This window comes from Winogradskyella sp. HaHa_3_26, assembly GCF_019278425.1.
Lineage (GTDB): Bacteria > Bacteroidota > Bacteroidia > Flavobacteriales > Flavobacteriaceae > Winogradskyella > Winogradskyella undariae.
The window spans coordinates 2911712-2932168 of record NZ_CP058981.1 but is presented as its reverse complement, the minus strand read 5'-3'; the positions used below and the strand labels follow the sequence as shown (position 1 = coordinate 2932168).

Sequence of the window (20457 nt, the reverse complement as noted above, 5' to 3'; positions counted from 1 at the left end):
ATGCATCATAAAATAGAAGTTGTAATTATGGCTGGTGGTAAAGGAGAGCGTTTAATGCCTTTAACCGCAAACACACCAAAACCACTCTTAAAGATTGGAGACAAACCTATAATTGAATACTGCACCGACCGTTTAGCTTCATACGGAATTAAACATATAAACATAACAGTCAATTATTTAAGCAACCAAATAATTACCTATTTTAAAGAGAACAATAAACATCAAATTAATTTTAATTACATTAAAGAACCTAAGTCTTTAGGTACAATTGGCGCTTTAAAATTAATTAAAAATTTCAGTAAAGATTACCTCTTGGTAATGAATGCCGATTTACTTACCAATGTAAATTTCGACTCTATTTTTAACGATTTTATTTCAAAAGAAAGTGATGCATTAATCGCAACTGTTCCTTACAACGTAGTTATTCCACATGATTTGGTTGAAATAAAAAAAGGATTAGTTACTCATTTTAAAAAGAAACATTCTTACTCATATAACTTAAACGCAGGTATTTATATCTTTAAAAAAGACTGTTTAGATTTTATTCCAGAAAACACTTTTTTTGACGCTACAGATCTCATTGAAACCTTATTAGAGAAGGAAAAAAAAATCAGCAATTACCAAATTTCAGATTACTGGTTAGATATTGGTAAACACGACGATTTTAAAAAAGCACAAGAAGACATAAAGCGTCTAAAACTTTAGCCTTTTTACAGGTGTTTTTAAGAATTATTAAAATATTTTAATTCTAATTTATTCTTCTATGTTAAAAAGGGTAATATTCATTTTAAAAAATTGGCCTTGTGTCGTATCTTTGCGCAGCTAAAAAATACAGTTCCTTTTTAATTCATTTTAGAGCCTCTGTACTTTCAATTATCCTATGAATCACAAACAAGCATTAAAGCACAGCATATTTAAATACATCACTCAATCTGCAGAAGAATTGCAAGTAGAAAGCTACGTCATTGGCGGCTTTGTACGCGACTATCTTTTAGAACGAGGTGATGCAAAAGATATTGATGTGGTTGCTGTAGGTAGCGGTATTGAATTAGCTAAACAAGTCGCTAAAAATTTACCAAACCATCCTAAAGTTCAGGTTTTTAAAACTTACGGAACAGCAATGTTACGTTATGATGATATTGAAATTGAATTTGTAGGTGCGCGTAAAGAAAGCTATAACGAAAATAGTAGAAATCCTGTTGTTGAAAATGGCACGCTTAAAGATGACCAAAACCGACGCGATTTTACGATTAACGCTTTAGCTTTAAGCTTAAATGAAAACAATTTTGGAGAACTTTTAGATCCTTTTGATGGCCTTAGTGATTTAGACAAAGGGATTATTCGTACACCTTTAAATCCTGATATTACTTACAGTGACGATCCGTTACGCATGATGCGCGCAATTCGTTTTGCTACACAACTCAATTTTAAAATTGAAGAGACATCACTTAAAGCTATTGCTGATAATAAAGATCGCATTACAATTATTACCAAAGAACGTATTGTTGTTGAACTCCATAAAATTTTAGAAAGTAAAACACCTTCTATTGGTTTTATTCATTTAGAACAAACAGGACTTCTTCAATATATTTTACCAGAATTAACAGCGCTTAAAGGTATTGATGAAATTGAAGGACAACGCCATAAAGATAATTTTTATCACACTTTAGAAGTTGTAGATAATATTGCTAAAACTACCGATAACCTTTGGTTACGTTGGGCTGCATTGTTACATGACATAGGAAAAGCACCAACTAAAAAATTCCATAAAAAAATTGGTTGGACTTTCCATGCACACGAATTTGTAGGTTCTAAGATGGTTTTCAAACTCTTTAAGCGTTTAAAAATGCCATTGAATGACAAAATGAAATTTGTTCAGAAAATGGTTTTTATGAGTTCTCGACCTATTGTTTTAGCTTCAGAAGTTACCGATTCTGCCGTACGACGTTTGGTTTTTGATGCAGGAGATCATGTAGAAGATTTAATGACGCTTTGTGAAGCAGACATAACAACTAAGAACCCAAAGAAATTTAAAAAATATCATAATAACTTTCAGAAAGTTAGAGATAAAATTGTTGAAGTTGAAGAACGCGATCAAGTTCGAAATTTTCAACCACCTGTTTCAGGTGAAGAAATTATGGAAACCTTTAATTTAAAACCTTCAAGAGAAATTGGGTTAATTAAAGAAACGATAAAAGAAGCTATTTTAGAAGGTGAAATCCCTAATGAACATGCAGCCGCTTTTGAGTTGATGTTGAAACGAGGGAAGGATTTGGGTTTAACTGTTGCGTTAAAAAGTAACAAAGACACAAAGTAGCAAAGACACAAAGATGAAAAACGACCATACATATCGTAAACTTTTAGTTTGGCAAAAGTCAATGACTTTAGTAACTGAAATTTATACTGAAGTGAAAGTTTTTCCATCTGATGAATTATATGCTTTAACATCTCAAATTAAAAGATCAGCAACTTCAATACCTAGCAATATTGCAGAAGGATATGGTAGAGATGGAAAAAAAGATTATTTAAGATTTTTAAATATTGCTCTTAGTTCGTTATTTGAGTTACAAACACAATTAGAAATTTCCTATAATTTGAAATTTTTAAACGAAGTTAGTTTTAATAAACTTTATAACGACACAAAAGAAATTGAACGAATGTTAACTAGTTTCATAAGAAAAATTAAAGGTTAAACTTTGATGCTTTGAAACATTAAAACTTTGAAACTTTGAAAAAAAACAAAGATAATAAGGCAGTTATTTACTGGTTATTGACCGGTTGTGCTTTAATTTTCATCATGGTTATTGTCGGTGGTATCACTAGACTAACACATTCTGGCTTATCAATCTCCAATTACAAATTAATTTCAGGGACGATTCCCCCAATGAATGAAGTAGAATGGAATGAAGCCTTCGAACTTTACAAGCAGTATCCTGAATATCAAAAATTACATAATCACTTCAACTTAGAAGAATTTAAAGATATTTATTTCTGGGAATGGATTCATAGAGTGATTGGTCGTTTTATCGGTATGGTTTTTATCATTCCTTTTATTTATTTCTTAATTAAAAAACGACTATCTAAATCTACTATCAAGAAATCTGTTATTCTACTTATTTTAGGAGGTTTTCAAGGTTTTTTAGGTTGGTATATGGTAAAATCGGGTTTAGTAGATGAGCCTAATGTGAGTCATTTTAGACTAGCAGCACACTTAACGACAGCATTTTTAACCTTTGCTTACACATTTTGGGTTGCTTTAGATTTAATGCTTCCTGAGAAAAAAGTGATTGACAAAAAATTAAGAAACTTTATAAGAATTGGTTTAGGCGTTCTTATTATTCAAATTATTTATGGCGCTTTTGTCGCTGGTTTAGACGCTGGTTGGATTCATAACCATTGGCCATTAATGAGTGATGGTAAATGGATACACGAAACTGTATTTATTGAATACAGCCCTGTTTACCTTAACTTTTTTGAAGGTAAAAGTGGTGTTCAATTTGTACACAGAACGATGGCTTATGTTGTGGTAATTTTTATCCTAGCAATTTGGTATAAGGCAAAACGAACTAAATTAACTGCTTTGCAAACTAAAGGGATCAACTTGCTTTTAATAATGGTTGGTGTTCAGTTTTTATTAGGGGTTTTAACCTTAGTTCTTGCAGTTCCGGTTATGTTAGGTGTTCTACATCAAGTTGGTGCTTTTATTTTATTAAGTGCAATGACTTTTACCCTACATCGCTTTACTAAATAATTAAAAAATATTTAACTTTGCAGCATGATTTACAGATTTAGAATTATACTAGACAACGATACAGAAGAAGATGTATTCCGCGATATAGAAATCCGCGAAAGCGATACCATGGAAGACCTACATAATACTATTACTCAATCTTTTGGGTTTGATGGTATGCAAATGGCCTCGTTTTATGTTAGTGATGACCAATGGAATCAAGGTGAAGAAATCGCTATGATGGACATGAGTGAAGCTGGAAATGAAGTAAAAATGATGAACGAAACCATCATTAATTCTTTGATTCACGAAGCTGCAACACGTTTAATATACGTTTACGATTTTATGAACATGTGGACATTCTACGTAGAATTAGGTGAAATTGTAGAAGAAGCCGAAGGTACCGATTATCCAAATTTAATGTTTGTACACGGTCAAATTCCTGATGAAGCTCCAGAAAAAACTTTTGAAGCTGAAGAGGATGAAGACGAATACAATGAGTTTGACGACGATTTAGATCTTGACGATTACGATAATTTAAATTTTGATGAAAATTGGAATTAAAATAAACTAAAGAAAATTTTTCATATTAATGCCTTGGTAATTTCGTTTCACGAAATCTAAGGCATTTTTTAGTATACTGCCCATACCTTCACTTCGTCTAAACTCTAAATCGTGAGTAAAATTATAAATTTCTTCTCGTAACATTTCAATATGTTCTTGCGTAGAAAGCGTATCATTCATCATACAATCTAACAGCAAATTTATTCTACTATTAAAACTAATCATACGTCTTGCAACAATAGAGCGTTCTTCAATTTTATATTGATCTACTGACTCTTTCTGAATTTTACGTCTCACCAACTTAACCATGTCGTGATTCTCTTTAAAAAACTGAGGTCTATAAATATTAAGCTTCCCCTCGTAACTTTGCTGATCAAAATCTATGGCTCTAATTTTATAAACAACATGATCAAAATCGTGTGTTGGCACAATGACATAATTGTAAGAACGCATATCTCCTAAAAGTCTAATTAAACAACGTTCATTAAACTTTACAAATTCTTTAGCTATTTGAGACTGCTCTACCGGAGTACATTTTGGCAGCATATCTTTCATAAAAACATCTCCAGGAATCCCTGCAATATGTTCCTCTACCAAAGTATCTTTATAAACTAAAAAGTTAAGATAATGAGGAGACAACATGTGTTCTAATTCTAAACCATAAACTCTAGAAGCATCAGCTTTTTTTACATAGAAATTAGTGTAATTATCATTCAAAATATTTCGAACCTTAATTCTAAAAGGCTGAGAATTACCGAAGGTGCAAAAATCAATAGAATCGACATTTAAATACTTAAAAATGTATTCATTTCCATCAGAAATCAAGTTAGAATATACCCGTTTTAAAGCAAAATCTATTTCTTCTCTTTCTGAGTCACTATAATAGACTCTAACCCATAATGTATCCTCATCATCCTCGTCGTAAACCTCTACAGAACCTTGAAAACGCAATAAATCGTCGTAAACAATAGGCGAACGCATATTTCTATCATATCTTTCCAGATATGATTGCAGCTTAGGGCTTATTGGGTATGACGGTTTCTTTTTTGAAATTTTTAAATCTTCCATAACATTAAATTCAGAACTAAATTAATACTTTCTATTTTTATGCTGTAACAATATAACCATTAGTTCGTCTTATTTTATAACTAACCAATCATTATCAATTTGGAACCAATACTTACAATCAGTAATCTTACAAAGAAATTCGGCTATCTAACGGCTGTTAAAAACCTAACTTTCACCATTAACAAAGGCAATGTGTATGGTATTTTAGGACCTAATGGAAGTGGTAAATCTACAACATTAGGTATCGTTTTAAATGTTGTAAATAAAACTCAAGGTGATTTTCATTGGTTTGATGGCAATATTACAACTCACGATGCGCTTAAAAAAGTTGGTGCTATTATAGAAAGACCAAATTTTTACTCTTATATGACAGCAGAACAAAACTTAAAACTTGTTTGCCGCATAAAAGGTGTCGATCATAGTAAAATTGAAGAAAAACTAGATATTGTTGGTCTATTAGACAGAAAAACACACAAATTCAGAACTTTTTCTTTAGGTATGAAGCAGCGTTTAGCCATTGCTTCTGCCCTACTTAATGATCCAGAAATTTTAATTTTAGATGAACCTACTAACGGATTAGACCCACAGGGAATTCATCAAATACGTCAAATTATAAAAGATATTGCAGCCAATGGCACAACCATACTTTTGGCCTCTCACCTTTTAGACGAAGTAGAAAAAGTGTGTACACATGTTGTGGTCTTACGTAAAGGAGAAAAACTATATTCTGGTCGTGTAGACGAAATGATTAATAGTCATGGTTTCTTTGAGTTAAAAGCTGAAAAGCAAGATGAATTATTAGGAGCCTTAGAACTGCATGATAATTTTGGAAAAATAAAAGTTGAAGGCGAATTAATTACCGCTTTTTTAAATGAACCAATGTCGGCTTCCGATTTTAATCAATTAATGTTTGATCGAGGTATTCTACTTTCTCATCTTGTAAAACGAAAAGAAAGTTTAGAAGAACAATTTTTACAATTGACAGACAACAAATAAAATCAATCCAAAAACAACAGCATTCCTTTAGCTTTAGGGATATGTAAAACTCATCATATATGTTACGTCTAATACAACTAGAATTACAAAAACTTTGGCTTAATAAAGCCAGTAGAGTATTAATTATAATATCGTTTATTTTACCATTTACCGTTTTAATCCTTTCATCAATAAAAATTAATTTCTTTGGTTTTTTCACTTTAGAACTTGGTGAATTAGGGATTTTTAACTTCCCAATCATCTGGCATATTACCACCTTTTTTGCGGCTCAATTTAAATTTTTCTTTGCCATAGTAGTAGTGAGTATGATTGGTAATGAATATAGCAACAAAACGCTAAAACAAAACCTTATTGATGGATTGAGTAAAAAGGAATTTATACTTTCAAAATTTTATACCATTGTATTCTTCTCTTTATGCGCAACCCTTTTAATTGGTTTAGCAACATTTGCAATTGGAATGTATTATTCAAGTTACACAGAAGCTTCAATAATATTTAGAGAGGTTGACTTCTTACTTGCCTATTTTGTAAAGCTTGTAGGTTTCTTTAGTTTGTGTCTATTTTTAGGCGTACTTGTAAAAAGATCTGCATTTGCTTTAGGTTTTCTTTTCATATTATTCATTGCAGAATCTATTATTTACGGAATAATGAAATGGAAAATCAATGGAGATATTGCCGATAAGATTCATGATTTATTCCCTTTACAATCAATGTGGAATCTAATTGAACAGCCAATTCAAAGAATTATAATGACTAAATTTCCAGATAATACGGATATGGTTTATGATTTTGCCGTGCATTGGTACGAGATTTTTATTGTCTTAGGATGGACTGCTATTTTTGTCTTCTTTTCTTTCTTCTTATTAAAAAAGAGAGACCTATAATTTATTAGAGTAACTACCTAAATTCTATAAGCTTATAATAACTAGAAGTTTTAAAAAATCTAGTTATTATATTGCTTATTTTATGTGTAATTTACACCTTTGGGATTTATGAAAAAATTACTCTTATTTTTACTCTTTTTATCTACTAGTATACAGTTATTTGCACAAAATGAAGCTTCCTTTTGGTATTTTGGAAACAATGCTGGTTTACAATTTAATGCACAAGCAGGTACTGTTACAGCCATAACAGACGGTCAAATAAACACTTTAGAAGGCTGCACTTCTATTTCAGATAGTGACGGGAATTTACTTTTTTATTCTGATGGACAAACCGTTTGGAATCAGGATCATCAAAAAATGGCTAATGGTGATTATTTTGCTGGCACAGGTCTTTATGGAGATCCTTCAAGTACATCTTCAGGTCTTATAGTTCCTAAACCAGAAGACCCTGACAAATATTATATTTTTACGGTAGATGAACCTCATCAGGATAATGCTAACGCTTACCCTAACCAATTTACAGGCACATATGCAGAAGGAGGATCAGTTCCTTATCAAGATGATGGTTTTAACAACGGCTTCAACTATACTTTGATAGATATGACACTTAATGGAGGATTAGGTGATGTTGATATCAATCAAAAAAATATACATTTAGTAACTTACGATACATCTATCCCCATAGAAAACCAATATAAATGCTCAGAAAAAATTACAGCTGTACGTGCTGAAGATTGTTCTTCTTTTTGGGTTATTACACACTTCGGAAATAAATTTTACGCTTTTAAAATTGATGAAAACGGAGTAGAATCAACACCCGTAATTTCAGAAATTGCCCCATATGTTCCTATTGAAGGTTACAGACGAAATTCTTTAGGTTATATTAAAACCTCTCCTGATGCTTCAAAATTAATTGCAGCCAATTACGGAGAAGCAACAATTACAGGCGAAAATGCTAGTGGTAATATCTTTTTATATGATTTTAATAATGAAACCGGTATCATTTCTAATCCACTAGAAATCTATAGTGCAGAAAATGGTAACAGCCCTTATGGTGTAGAATTTTCAGCAGAAAGCAAAAAAGTTTATGCTACCGTAAGTGAAGGTGCTTCTGGCTCTGGTACTAGTTATGTATTACAATGGGATTTAGAAAGTAGTGATATTCCTAATTCGCAACAAACAGTACATACTTCAAATTCTATTAGTTCTGGTGCTTTACAATTAGGAATTGATAAGCGTATATATAGAGCACAATTAAGCTACAACGGACATCCTACAATTTCAAAATATCTTGGTGTTATTACCAATCCTGAAGCCGATGGATTAAATGTAAATTATAACGAAGAAGGTGTGCTTTTAGATATTAATGGCTCAAATCAAAATACAAGTCGTATTGGCTTACCGCCTTTTATTCAATCTTTATTTAATTCGGAAATTGATATTATTCAAAATGGAATAAGTACTACAGAATTAAAATTATGTACTAACGATACTTACACTTTACAAGCTATTGATATTACCGGAGCAGATTATGTATGGTCCTTAGATGGTGTTCCTCTAGCTGAAACATCTTCACAATTATTGATTGACACACCTGGATTTTACGAAGTATATATTGAACCAAATAATGGAGAATGCCCTATTGAAGGTAATGCTGTTGTTGGTGTTTTTGATATTCCTGTTGCCTACCCGCTAGCAGATGTTAAAGCTTGTTTTGATACAAATACAGAATTTTACAGTTTCAATTTTACAAATAAAAATTCTGAAGCCTTATTAACTCAAGATCCTTTACTTTATAATGTGCGTTATTTTGAAACAGAGGAAGATGCTAATGCAAATACTGATGAAATTACATTTCCATATTTCAACACAAGTAATCCTCAAACCATTTTTGTTAGAGTAGATAATAACGAAAACAGCAATTGCTATGCTATTAATTCTTTTAATCTTGAAATTTTTACCACACCACAAATAGCTGAATTAAATACTATTGAAATTTGTGATAATTATGGCGATTTTATGGACGGTATTTCTGTAATTGATTTAAATCCTTTAGTTCCTACAATTAGAGGTGAACAAGATGAAAATGAAACCACAATTACGTTTCATGAATCTCAAAATGATGCAGAAAATAAATTTAATCCATTAAGCTTAACTTACACTAACACAACGGCTTTTAACGACACTATTTATATTAGAATTGAAAATACTTTAAATACAAATTGTTTCAGTACAGAAAGTTTCAATATTATAATTAACCCAATACCTGTTGCTAATACTATTTCTATTTTGCAATGTGATGAAGATGGTATACCTGAAGGATTTACCACCTTTAATATTAATGATAGATTTAGTGATATTACAGACAACACAAGCAATACTATTGAATTCTATTTATCTTCTACAGATGCCGAAAACCAAGAAAATGAAATAGACGGTAATGCTTTTAATAACTTCTTTAATCCACAAATTATTTACACCAGAGTCACTAATTCTGCTACAGGTTGTATTAATTTTAGTGAAATATCTTTAGAAGTCAGTACAACCTCATCTAACAATACAAGTTTAGAAATTTGTGATACTAATGGTATTGAAGATGGTTTTATGCAATTTAATCTATCAAATGCTGATGCTAATATTTTGGCAGGCTTATCCACAGGATTAGATTTAAATTACTACGAAACTTATGAAGACGCCTTATTAGAGACCAATCCACTAGGCACTACTTTTACAAACACGACTGCTTACCACCAGATCATTTATGGAAGAGTAGAAAATGCGAATGCATGTTACGGTATAAGTGAAATAGAACTTATTGTTTTAGAATTACCACAAGTAGAAACCGAATTTGAAACTCAATATTGCATCAACTTGTTTCCTGAAACTATGACCATTGATGGAGGTATTATTAATGACTCACCTAATAATTACTATTATTTATGGTCTACAGGTGAAGATACTTCGACCATTCAAATTGATACTCCAGGAACTTATACAGTAAGAGTCACAAATACTAATGGTTGTTTTAAAGATAGAACGGTTACTGTTTTACCTTCTAATATTGCTACCATAACTAATATTGAAGTTGTAGATGCGACTCAGAATAATTCCATATCTATTTTAGTAAGTGGTGAAGGAGATTATGAATATGCGCTTGATGATAAAAATGGATTATACCAAGATTCCAATACATTTAACAATGTACAGCCTGGTTTATATACTATTTTTGTGAGAGACAAAAACAACTGTGGTGTTACTGAGAGTCTAGTGTCCGTAATAGGATTCGCTAAGTTTTTCACCCCTAACAATGATAATGCTAATGATTATTGGCAGGTTAAAGGCATCACAGAACAGTTTCAACCAAATTCAACGATATATATATTTGATAGATACGGTAAATTAATAAAAGAACTTAACCCCTTAAGTCCTGGCTGGGATGGCACTTTTAATGGTGAAAAAATGCCAACTAGCGATTATTGGTTTAAAGTAACCTTAGAAGATGGACGCACATACACAAATCATTTCACATTAAAACGATGACAAATACCCCTACTATTTTTTTTAAGTTTATAATTTTTATTTCTTGCCTTATATTCTGTTTTACGGCAGTAGCACAACAACCTAGTGACTGCCAGTATGCCGTAACCGTTTGTGGAAGTTCTAGTTTTAGTTTAGATGTAAATGGAGTAGGAACACAAGAACTTAATGGCTCTAACACCTGTGCGAGTCAAGAAAACAACAGTATTTGGTTAGAAGTTAATATCGCGGAGGCAGGGACGCTTGCCTTTACTTTAACCCCAAGCAGTTCAAACATCTCTGAAGATTACGATTTCTTCATTTTTGGACCTAATGTGAGTTGTGGAAATATTGGACAAGCCATAAGATGTTCTACAACAAACCCTGCTGCTGCAAATCAAGGAAATAACTTAACCGGACTTAGCTCTGCATCTACTGAAACCTCTGAAGGTCCTGGTGCTGCTGGAGATGGTTTTGTAAGTGCTATTGATGCCAATGCCGGAGATAGTTATTTTATTGTTATAGATAGACCTGTAGGAAATAGCCCATTCTCTATAGAATGGACAGGTACTGCAACTTTCCCTGATGCTCCATCAAACCCTTTAACCAATACCACATCAACAAGCTTACCTAGTATTGATGTCTGTGATGATTTAGCGCCTTTTAATGATAATATTAGACAATTTGATTTCACTCAAATGACTCAAGATATAACTAACGGAGAATCGGATATAAATGTTACTTATCATACTTCTGAAAGTGATGCTAATATAAATATTGATCCATTAGGTGATGTTTTTAATAATACCACTAGTACTGAAACAATATATATTAGAATAGAAAATACAACGACCGGCTGTTATATCCTTAATGATGTAGATATTAGTGTTTCTGCACTTACTAATTTTAATACACCATCGGATTATGAGTTATGTGATGATGATTCAGACGGTGATGATCAAAATGGTATGGTAACTTTTAATTTTGATATAAAAACACAAGAAATCATAAACGGAATTACTGGTGCTAATTACGACATTAGCTATTACTTAAATCAAAGTGATGCAGAGACAGCTACTAGCCCTTTACCGACAAACTATGCAAATACAGCAGCAACGCCAACTGATATATTTGTTAGAATTGAAGATTTAGATACAGGTTGTATAGGTTCTACTTCCTTTAATATTAATGTAGTTCCTAAACCAATAGCAAATAATATCTCACTATTACAATGTGATGAAGATGGCATTTCTGAAGGTTTTACAACCTTTAATATTACTGAGATAACTAATGAAGTTACAGGAGGAAATACAGATTCTACGATTTCGTATTACCTTTCTCAAGTTGATGCTGAGAATGAAGAAAATGAAATAGATGCTAGTGCTTTTAATAATTTCTTTAATCCACAAATCATTTATACTAGAGTCACAAATTCCACTACAAATTGCGTGAATTTCAGTGAAATATCTTTAGAAGTCAGTACAACCTCATCTAACAATACAAGTTTAGAAGTTTGCGATACGGACGGCACAGAAGATGGTTTTATGGAATTTAACCTTACAGATGCTGATACTAGTATTTTGGCCGGTTTAACCACAGGATTAGATTTAAACTACTACGAAACTTATGAAGATGCCTTATTAGAAACCAATACTCTAGGCACCACTTATACAAATACAATTGCTTACAATCAAATCATTTACGGAAGAGTAGAAAATGCGAATGCATGCTATGGTATAAGTGAAATAGAACTTACTGTTTTTGAATTACCACAAATAGAAACCGAATTCGAAACTCAATATTGCACCAACTTATTTCCAGAAACTATGACCATTGACGGAGGTATAATTAACGACTTACCTAATAACTATTATTATTTATGGTCTACAGGTGAAGATACTTCGACCATTCAAATTGATGCTCCAGGAACTTATACCGTAAGAGTCACCAATACAAATGGGTGTTTTAAAGATAGAACAATTACTGTTTTACCTTCAAATATTGCGACCATAACGGATATTGAAGTTGTAGATGCAACACAGAATAATTCAATCTCTATTTTGGTAAGTGGTGAAGGTGATTATGAATATGCCCTTGATGATGAAAATGGAATATACCAAGACAGTAATACCTTTAACAATATAGAACCTGGTTTATATACAGTATATATCAGAGATAAAAATAACTGTGGAACTACAGATGCTTTAGTATCCGTTATTGGTTTCCCTAAGTTTTTTACACCTAATGATGATGATGTTAATGATTATTGGCAGGTTAAAGGAATTTCTGCACTCTTTCAATCTAATTCTTCGGTATTAATATTTGATAGATATGGAAAATTACTAAAAGAGCTCGATCCTTTAAGCACTGGTTGGGATGGCTCATTTAATGGAAAAATAATGCCTACTAGCGATTATTGGTTTAAAGTTAAACTTCAAGATGGACGCACATTTACCAATCATTTTACTTTAAAGTTATAATTTAAAATTGTTATTTTAGTACTTTAATTAAGTTAACGTATTGAAAAACAAATACTACATATTATACTTCTTTTTATTTGGCATCATAATCCCAATACATGCCCAAGACGTTTCTTTATACCAACAATTTAACGGTAGATACGATTATACAGCTATTGGTAACACGATGAATACAGTTGAAAATGGTACTTCAGGGCCTTGTACTATTTTAACCTCATCATCTGCAGACTTAACACTTAACAGTGATCAAAATGTCGTTGCAGCTTATTTATATTGGGCAGGCTCTGGTAATGGTGATTTAGACATTTCTTTAAACAATATAAATATCACAGCAGAGCGCACCTTTAGTTACGCCTTAGACACGCAACGTGTTTTCTTTGCTGCTTTTGCTGATGTAACAACAATTATTTTAGATCAAGGAAGTAACAATTATACACTTTCTAATTTTGATCTCACCAATGTAATTGCACCCTATTGTTCAACAGGAACAAATTTTGGTGGTTGGGCCATAACCGTAATTTATGAAGATACTAATCTTCCACTCAATCAACTTAATGTTTATGACGGCTTACAAGCTGTACCCGATTTCTTAAATATTACATTAGATAACTTAAATGTATTAGATAACGAAAATGCTAAAATAGGTTTTGTAGCATGGGAAGGAGATAGTTCTATTGCCGTAAACGAGCAACTCACCATTAATGGAAATATAATTAGTAATGCCCCATTAAATCCTGCTAACAATGCTTTTAATGGTACTAACTCATTTACAGGAGATACAGACTTACATAATATGGATATTGATGTTTATAATATTCAAGATAATATAAACATAGGAGATTCATCTGCAACTATTACGCTAACTTCAGGACAAGATTTAGTAATGATAAATAATATTATTACGGTTTTAAACAGTCAATTACCAGATGCAACTATTGAGATTGATAATTATATAGTGAATTGTGGCGATAATAATATCGAAGTCTTTTATACTGTAAATAACTTTAATAGTACTGATGTTTTACCTGCTAATACGCCTATCGCTTTTTATAGTAATGGAATTTTTATTGCACAAAGTGAAACCATAAATGACATCGCTATAAATGCAGTAGAAAGTAATTCTATTATCATTAATCTCCCTGAAGATATTGATCCTAACGTAAATATTTTAGCCATAGCAGATGATGACGGAACATTAAATGGTATTGTTACAGAAACTAACGAAAACAACAACAGTACTTTTATTGACATAGAATTACTTGTCGTTCCCGAAATAATAACACTCCCTAATCTTATAGGTTGTAACCAAGGTTTTGAAACCTCTACCTATAATTTATTTGAAGCACTTGAATCTATAGATTATAATACCGAAGCGGTTAGCTTTTACCGATCTCTCGATGATTTAGAATCTGAAGTTAATGCTATAAACATCCCTACAGATTATAACAACATTTTAAATCCTGAACCCCTATATATTAGAATTCAACAATCCCCATGTTACGAAATCTATAAGTTTAAATTAATTATTGAAAATTGCCCTCCACGTATTCCTGAAGGGTTTTCTCCAAATAATGACACTAAAAATGACTGGTTCAATATTCAAGGTTTATATGATATCTTCACAAACCACCAATTACAAATTTATAACCGTTATGGAGAACTAATATTTGAAGGTAATAATGACAAACCTTGGTTAGGAAAAACAAATAGAGGTCTTAACAATATAGGGAATAGAGTTCCTGTTGGCACTTACTATTATATTTTGAATTTAAATGACTCTAATTACAAACCTTTTGTCGGTTGGGTTTATGTAAACTACTAAAAAGTCAAAATTTTAATCCATTCCTCTTATTTTTTTGAAATAATATTCAACGTACTCTAAGTATCAGAAAATTTATCCTATTATTTTACTCTAAAAACTTTAAGAATCCACTTCTACTCTATTCTAAAAATAATGACTTTATAAACTTGTTATTTTCAAAATAAACCAAAATTATCACCTCTTTAAACCAAAAAGCAGTAATATTCCATACACTAAATAAGAAAACTTACTGATTTTCAACACATAAAACACCTTACTTTTCTCTATATTTCACTAGTTCAACGACTCTTTTAGTGTTTTTATGTTAACATTTAGTGTATTTCATCGTATTTTATTGTACTTTGTCTTAATATAATCTATTTTTGAACCTGATTACAGAATGTGTTTGTGCTGACCCCAAATCTACCCTTCACTAAAAACTTAATCCTAAACTAAAGAATGACCTATTTAAAATACTCCCTCAGTTTATTTATTGGCCTAATTTGTAGTATAACTTTTGCACAACAAGTTACCGTAGATAATACCCTTTCTCCTCAAGATTTAATTCAGAATACACTTATAAAAGGTTGTGTAGAAGTTTCAAATATTTCATCTCCTTCAAATGGATCTTCAATTGGTATTGGCAGTTTTGGTTATTTTGAACGTGCAGCTTCTAATTTTCCATTTGAAAATGGAATTGTACTTTCTACAGGAAATGCAAATTCAGCAGGAAACGGACAAAATAATGATATTTTAAATGAAGGCGATACAACTTGGTTAACAGATACAGATTTAGAATCTACTTTAGGAATTTCAAGTACCGTAAATGCAACATCTATAGAATTCGAATTTATTTCAATATCTAATCAAATACAATTTAATTATATTCTAGCTTCAGAAGAATACTATGGAAATTTCCCCTGTGAATACTCTGATGGTTTTGCTTTTCTTATTAGAGAAGTTGGAACTGGCGCTCCTTATAGTAATATAGCTTTAGTACCTGGAACTACAATTCCTGTGAATACAAATACAGTTCACGATGAAATTTCAGGATTTTGTGCAGCTTCAAATGAAGACTATTTTGAAGGATACAATCTTGGTGACACAAATTATAATGGAAGAACAAGCGTACTTTCTGCTACAGCAACAATTCAACCTAATGTTCAATATCAAATAAAGCTTGTTATAGCGGATCAAAATGATCAAAATTATGATTCTGCTGTATTTATAGAGGGAAATAGTTTTGATGCTTCTGTAGACTTAGGTGAAGATTATTCGACTTGTACTGCTAGTGTGGAATTAGATGGAAACATTGCCAATACTAATGCAACTTACATGTGGTTTTTTAATGACACTTTAATGCCATCAGAAAACCAAGCTACAATTACCGCTTCACAATCTGGAAATTATCGTGTAGAAATTCAATTACCTCTAGCTGATGGCTCTTGTATTATTGAAGATGAAATTAACGTTACTTTAAACACCACAGAAATATCAGATCCTATTTCTGATTACTTATTATGTGATGATCCAAGTAATGATGGTATTGAAACCTTTGATTTATCTACTAAAGATTCGGAAATCTTAGCTTCCGTTCCTTCTTCTAGTTATACAATCACTTATCATTATTCAGATACCGATGCTATTAACAATAGTAATGCCATCACAACTGCTATTCAAAATACAGAAAACCCACAACCTATTTATGTGAGAATCGAAGATACTGTTAATGGTTGTTTAACTTTTTCAACTTTCAACTTAATAGTAAATACATCACCTACAATTTCAGCCCCAACACCTTTAGAAGTTTGTGATAGCGATAATACAGCTGATGGTATGACCGCTATGGATCTTAATTTACTTATAGATGACGAAATCATACTTTCTCAACCGAATCTTGTTGTAAGCTATCATAGTTCTGCCGCAGATGCAACTGCGGGTGTAAATGCTTTACCAATGCCTTATACAAATACAAATCTTACAGAACAAATATTTGTAAGTGTTAAGAATATTGAAACAGGCTGTATTAGTACTACAACTCTAGATCTTAGCGTTATTGAGAGTCCTGCAATTAATAACGAAAGACATTATATAGATGCTTGTGATGCGGATTTAGATGGTTATGCTAATTTTGATTTAACGTCTATTATTCCTGAAGTTTTAGATGGATTAACAGGGGTTACGGTTTCCTTTCACACCACAGAAGAAGATGCGATCTCTGGATTAAATCCTATTATTGATGAAACCAACTACGCTAATGTAGGTTTTCAAGAACAAATTATATACATTAGAGTAGAAAGCACTAGCTCTAGCTGTGCTTCTGTTACTCCAATTGAATTACATACCAATCTCTTATTAACCGCTACAAACATTAGAGATATAAGCGCTTGTGATATTGGTGATGATGGTACTGAAGATTTTATTTTTGATGATATTTCGGTAGGTATTATTAACTTATTACCAGATGTTGAGATTACATACTATGAAAGTGAAAATGATAGAGACAACGGAATTAACCCTATTGATGCTTCTGTATCCTATAGTTCTACAAGTGATCCGCAAACTATATACATCACATTAGAAAATTTAACATGTTCTGAAGTTGCACAATTTGATTTAATCTTATATCCAATTATTCAATTTGAATCTGTAATTGACCTAACAGTTTGTGATGAGGATCAAGATGGATTTACAACAACAGATTTATCCGTTTTAAGTGGAGACGTTACAAATGGTGAAGAAGGTTACGAAGTCACTTATTTCTTAACAGAACAAGATGCTATAGACAATACAAATGTGCTACCTAATTCTTACACAAACACGACTAATCCTTTTACCTTATTTCCTAGAATTACATTTTCTGAAACAGGATGTTATGATTATAATTCTTTTGAAGTTACTGTGTTACCAGCTCCAGAAAGCGAAAAACCAGTAGATATTATAATCTGTGATGCTGATAGAGACGGAATATCTCAAATTAATTTAAACAATAGTATTCCTAATTCTATTCTAACAACTCCAAACCGTAATACCCGTTTTTACAATAGCTTATTAGATGCACAATCTGGTACTAATGAAATAACAAACATTGCGAATTATAATGCACAAACAGAAATAGTTTTTATGCGTGTAGAAAACGCAAGTACGGGATGTTTTACTATTGAAGAATTAAATATTATAGTAAATACATTACCTTATGTTGGAGATTTATCGAACTATATTGAAGATTATATTTACTGTGAAAATGCATCAGATGGTATTGGTGAATTTCTTTTTGAAAATAAAGATACAGAAGCTTTAGATACACAAACAGAAAAAGACGTGAGTTATTACCTAAACGCAAGTGATGCAAACAATAAAACTAATGCTATAGATAAAACAAGCGTTTATCAAAACATTAGTAACCCGCAAAACATCTATGTTAGGGTTGATAATCTAACGGATGAATCTTGTTACACAACCGCTTCTTTCTCTATAGAAGTTGGAACAAACCCAATATACAACGAACCAATAGATTGGCTTGTGTGTGATGATATTTCAAATAATGGATCTTCAGTTTTTGATTTTTCTATTAAAGCTGAAGAAATATCAGCAGGTATTCCGGATATAGAAAATGTAACATTCTATGCTTCTGAAAATGATGCTATAAATAATACAAATGCATTACCGCTTGAATATGAAAATATTGTAAATCCTCAACAGATTTATGTAAATATAGATAACGGTTCTCTTTGTCAATCTATAACATCATTTGTAATTAATGTATTTTCTGTTCCAGATGTTAGTCCTGTAGATCCAATTATAGAATGTGATACTGATACTGATGGTATTCTTCCTTTTGATTTAACTGTTGCTGAGGCTAATGTATTAGATGTAAGACAACAAAATATTGTAATTGCTTATTATACTAATTTTGAAGATTCTGAAACTGAAAGTAATCCTATTACAGATCCTAATAATTATTCAAACGTATCAAACCCACAGACGGTTTATATGAGAGTTTCAAATTCAATCTCTAACTGTTATGTAGCATTACCAATAGAGTTAATTGTAAATCAACCGCCTATTATTAATGATTTTCAAAACTATACAGCCTGTGCAAATGATACTAATACTGTTGATTTAACTGAAATTAATCCAATAGCAACAGATATTACATACAATGTATTATTTAGTTATTTTTCTAACGAAGCAGATGCCAAAGCAAACACAAATGCTTTAAATACTAATTACACCTACCAAACTAATAATGACAGTTTATTTGTAAGAGCAGAATACAGTACTACACATTGTACAATGTATTATGAATTTAATTTAAAAATTGTGCCTTTACCAATAGCAAATCAACCAAACAATTTAATAGCGTGTGATGATGATTTTGATGGTCTTTTAGACTTTGATTTATCCCAACAAGATTCAAGTATTTTAGGTGGTCAAAACCCTAATTTATTTACCGTTACTTATCACAATACAGAACTTCAAGCAAACGAAAATAATTCGGAATTAGATACAGATTACATAGCTTATGATAGTGAAATTATCTACGCTCGTATAACAAATAACACAACAGGATGTTATAGTATTACTTCATTCTCTGTAACTATAAATCCTTTACCTATAATCGATCTTGATAACCAAGTTATTTGTATCGATAATCTGCCTTTATTAGTATCTGCAAATACTAATTACTCAACAGATTCGTACCTGTGGTCTACAGGAGAAACAACACCTGAGATAGACATTACAGTTATTGGTAATTATTGGGTAACAGTCACAACGCAATCAGGTTGTGAAAGCACAAAATATTTTGGAGTTACCGAGTCTGAAACAGCAACCATAGAAACAACAGAGGTTCTCGATTTTTCAGACCCAAATAATATTACTGTTACTGTAAGTGGAATAGGAAATTACCTTTATCAATTAGATGATTTAGAACCTCAAGAATCAAACTTTTTCAACAATGTAGCTATGGGATACCATACCGTTACCATTATAGATTTAAATGGATGTGCTAATATTACTAAAGATGTTTTAGTAGTAGATATCCCTAAGTTCTTTACGCCAAATGCAGATGGTGATTTTGACACTTGGCATATTGTAGGTATTGAAACAATCCCGGGAACTATAATTAATATTTTTGATCGTTATGGGAAACGCATGAAACAATTAACTTCTACATCACCGGGTTGGAATGGCTATTATAACGGACAAAGAATGCCAACTAGTGACTATTGGTATATTGCTGAAATAAAAAGAGGATCAATTGCTTTTGAAGTTAAAGGACACTTTACATTGAAACATTAGAGAATCAAATTTGATTATCAATCATAAAAAAATTCAAACTTTAATACTCTAATATTTTCTATAACATCCTTTTTACGACACATAAACCAATGTTTATTTAAAGCCATAAAATCT

Annotated in this window: 12 protein-coding genes; 11 read left to right on the top strand and 1 reads right to left on the bottom strand. The window is 31.5% G+C overall.

The genetic code is table 11. The annotated features are described in order from the left end of the window. The 5 genes from H0I32_RS12620 (at window position 1) to H0I32_RS12600 (ending at window position 4294) form a co-directional block, all read left to right on the top strand. On the top strand, window positions 1-705 hold the full coding sequence (locus H0I32_RS12620) for a sugar phosphate nucleotidyltransferase (protein ID WP_179313778.1): 705 nt from the start codon (window positions 1-3) through the stop codon (window positions 703-705). Between the two features lie 175 nt (window positions 706-880). Continuing rightward, window positions 881-2317 carry a CCA tRNA nucleotidyltransferase gene (locus H0I32_RS12615; protein WP_179313777.1) on the top strand — a complete coding sequence of 479 codons (1437 nt, stop codon included), beginning with the start codon at window positions 881-883 and terminating at the stop codon, window positions 2315-2317. Between the two features lie 13 nt (window positions 2318-2330). Continuing rightward, on the top strand, window positions 2331-2693 hold the full coding sequence (locus H0I32_RS12610) for a four helix bundle protein (protein WP_179313776.1): 363 nt from the start codon (window positions 2331-2333) through the stop codon (window positions 2691-2693). 35 nt (window positions 2694-2728) lie between these two features. Beyond that, window positions 2729-3751 (top strand): COX15/CtaA family protein, encoded by a 1023-nt coding sequence (locus H0I32_RS12605; protein ID WP_179313775.1) that lies wholly within the window; start codon window positions 2729-2731, stop codon window positions 3749-3751. A gap of 24 nt (window positions 3752-3775) precedes the next feature. Beyond that, complete coding sequence (locus H0I32_RS12600; RefSeq protein ID WP_173588034.1) at window positions 3776-4294, top strand: IS1096 element passenger TnpR family protein; 519 nt, start codon at window positions 3776-3778, stop codon at window positions 4292-4294. A 6-nt stretch (window positions 4295-4300) separates the two neighbouring features. Here the strand turns inward: H0I32_RS12600 and H0I32_RS12595 are convergent, their stop codons facing one another. After that, window positions 4301-5362: a hypothetical protein gene (locus H0I32_RS12595; protein WP_179313774.1), complete on the bottom strand. Its 1062-nt coding sequence runs from the start codon at window positions 5360-5362 to the stop codon at window positions 4301-4303. A gap of 99 nt (window positions 5363-5461) precedes the next feature. On the opposite strand from H0I32_RS12595, the gene H0I32_RS12590 reads away from it, so the two are divergent. From H0I32_RS12590 to H0I32_RS12565, 6 genes are all read left to right on the top strand, one after another. Further along, window positions 5462-6358 (top strand): ABC transporter ATP-binding protein, encoded by an 897-nt coding sequence (locus H0I32_RS12590; RefSeq protein WP_179313773.1) that lies wholly within the window; start codon window positions 5462-5464, stop codon window positions 6356-6358. 59 nt (window positions 6359-6417) lie between these two features. Then, window positions 6418-7242, top strand: coding sequence for an ABC transporter permease (locus H0I32_RS12585; protein ID WP_173588031.1), 825 nt, complete (start codon window positions 6418-6420; stop codon window positions 7240-7242). A 108-nt stretch (window positions 7243-7350) separates the two neighbouring features. Beyond that, window positions 7351-10782 carry a T9SS type B sorting domain-containing protein gene (locus H0I32_RS12580; protein ID WP_179313772.1) on the top strand — a complete coding sequence of 1144 codons (3432 nt, stop codon included), beginning with the start codon at window positions 7351-7353 and terminating at the stop codon, window positions 10780-10782. Further along, entirely contained in the window at window positions 10779-13238 is a 2460-nt protein-coding gene (locus H0I32_RS12575; RefSeq protein WP_179313771.1) for a T9SS type B sorting domain-containing protein, read from the top strand. The genes H0I32_RS12580 and H0I32_RS12575 overlap by 4 nt, the downstream gene beginning before the upstream one ends. Before the next feature lie 40 nt (window positions 13239-13278). Then, the gene (locus H0I32_RS12570; RefSeq protein ID WP_173588028.1) at window positions 13279-15060 is read left to right on the top strand and encodes a gliding motility-associated C-terminal domain-containing protein; all 1782 of its coding nucleotides are present in this window, start codon (window positions 13279-13281) and stop codon (window positions 15058-15060) included. A 438-nt stretch (window positions 15061-15498) separates the two neighbouring features. After that, complete coding sequence (locus tag H0I32_RS12565; protein WP_179313770.1) at window positions 15499-20343, top strand: T9SS type B sorting domain-containing protein; 4845 nt, start codon at window positions 15499-15501, stop codon at window positions 20341-20343. Window positions 20344-20457: the final 114 nt, after the last annotated feature.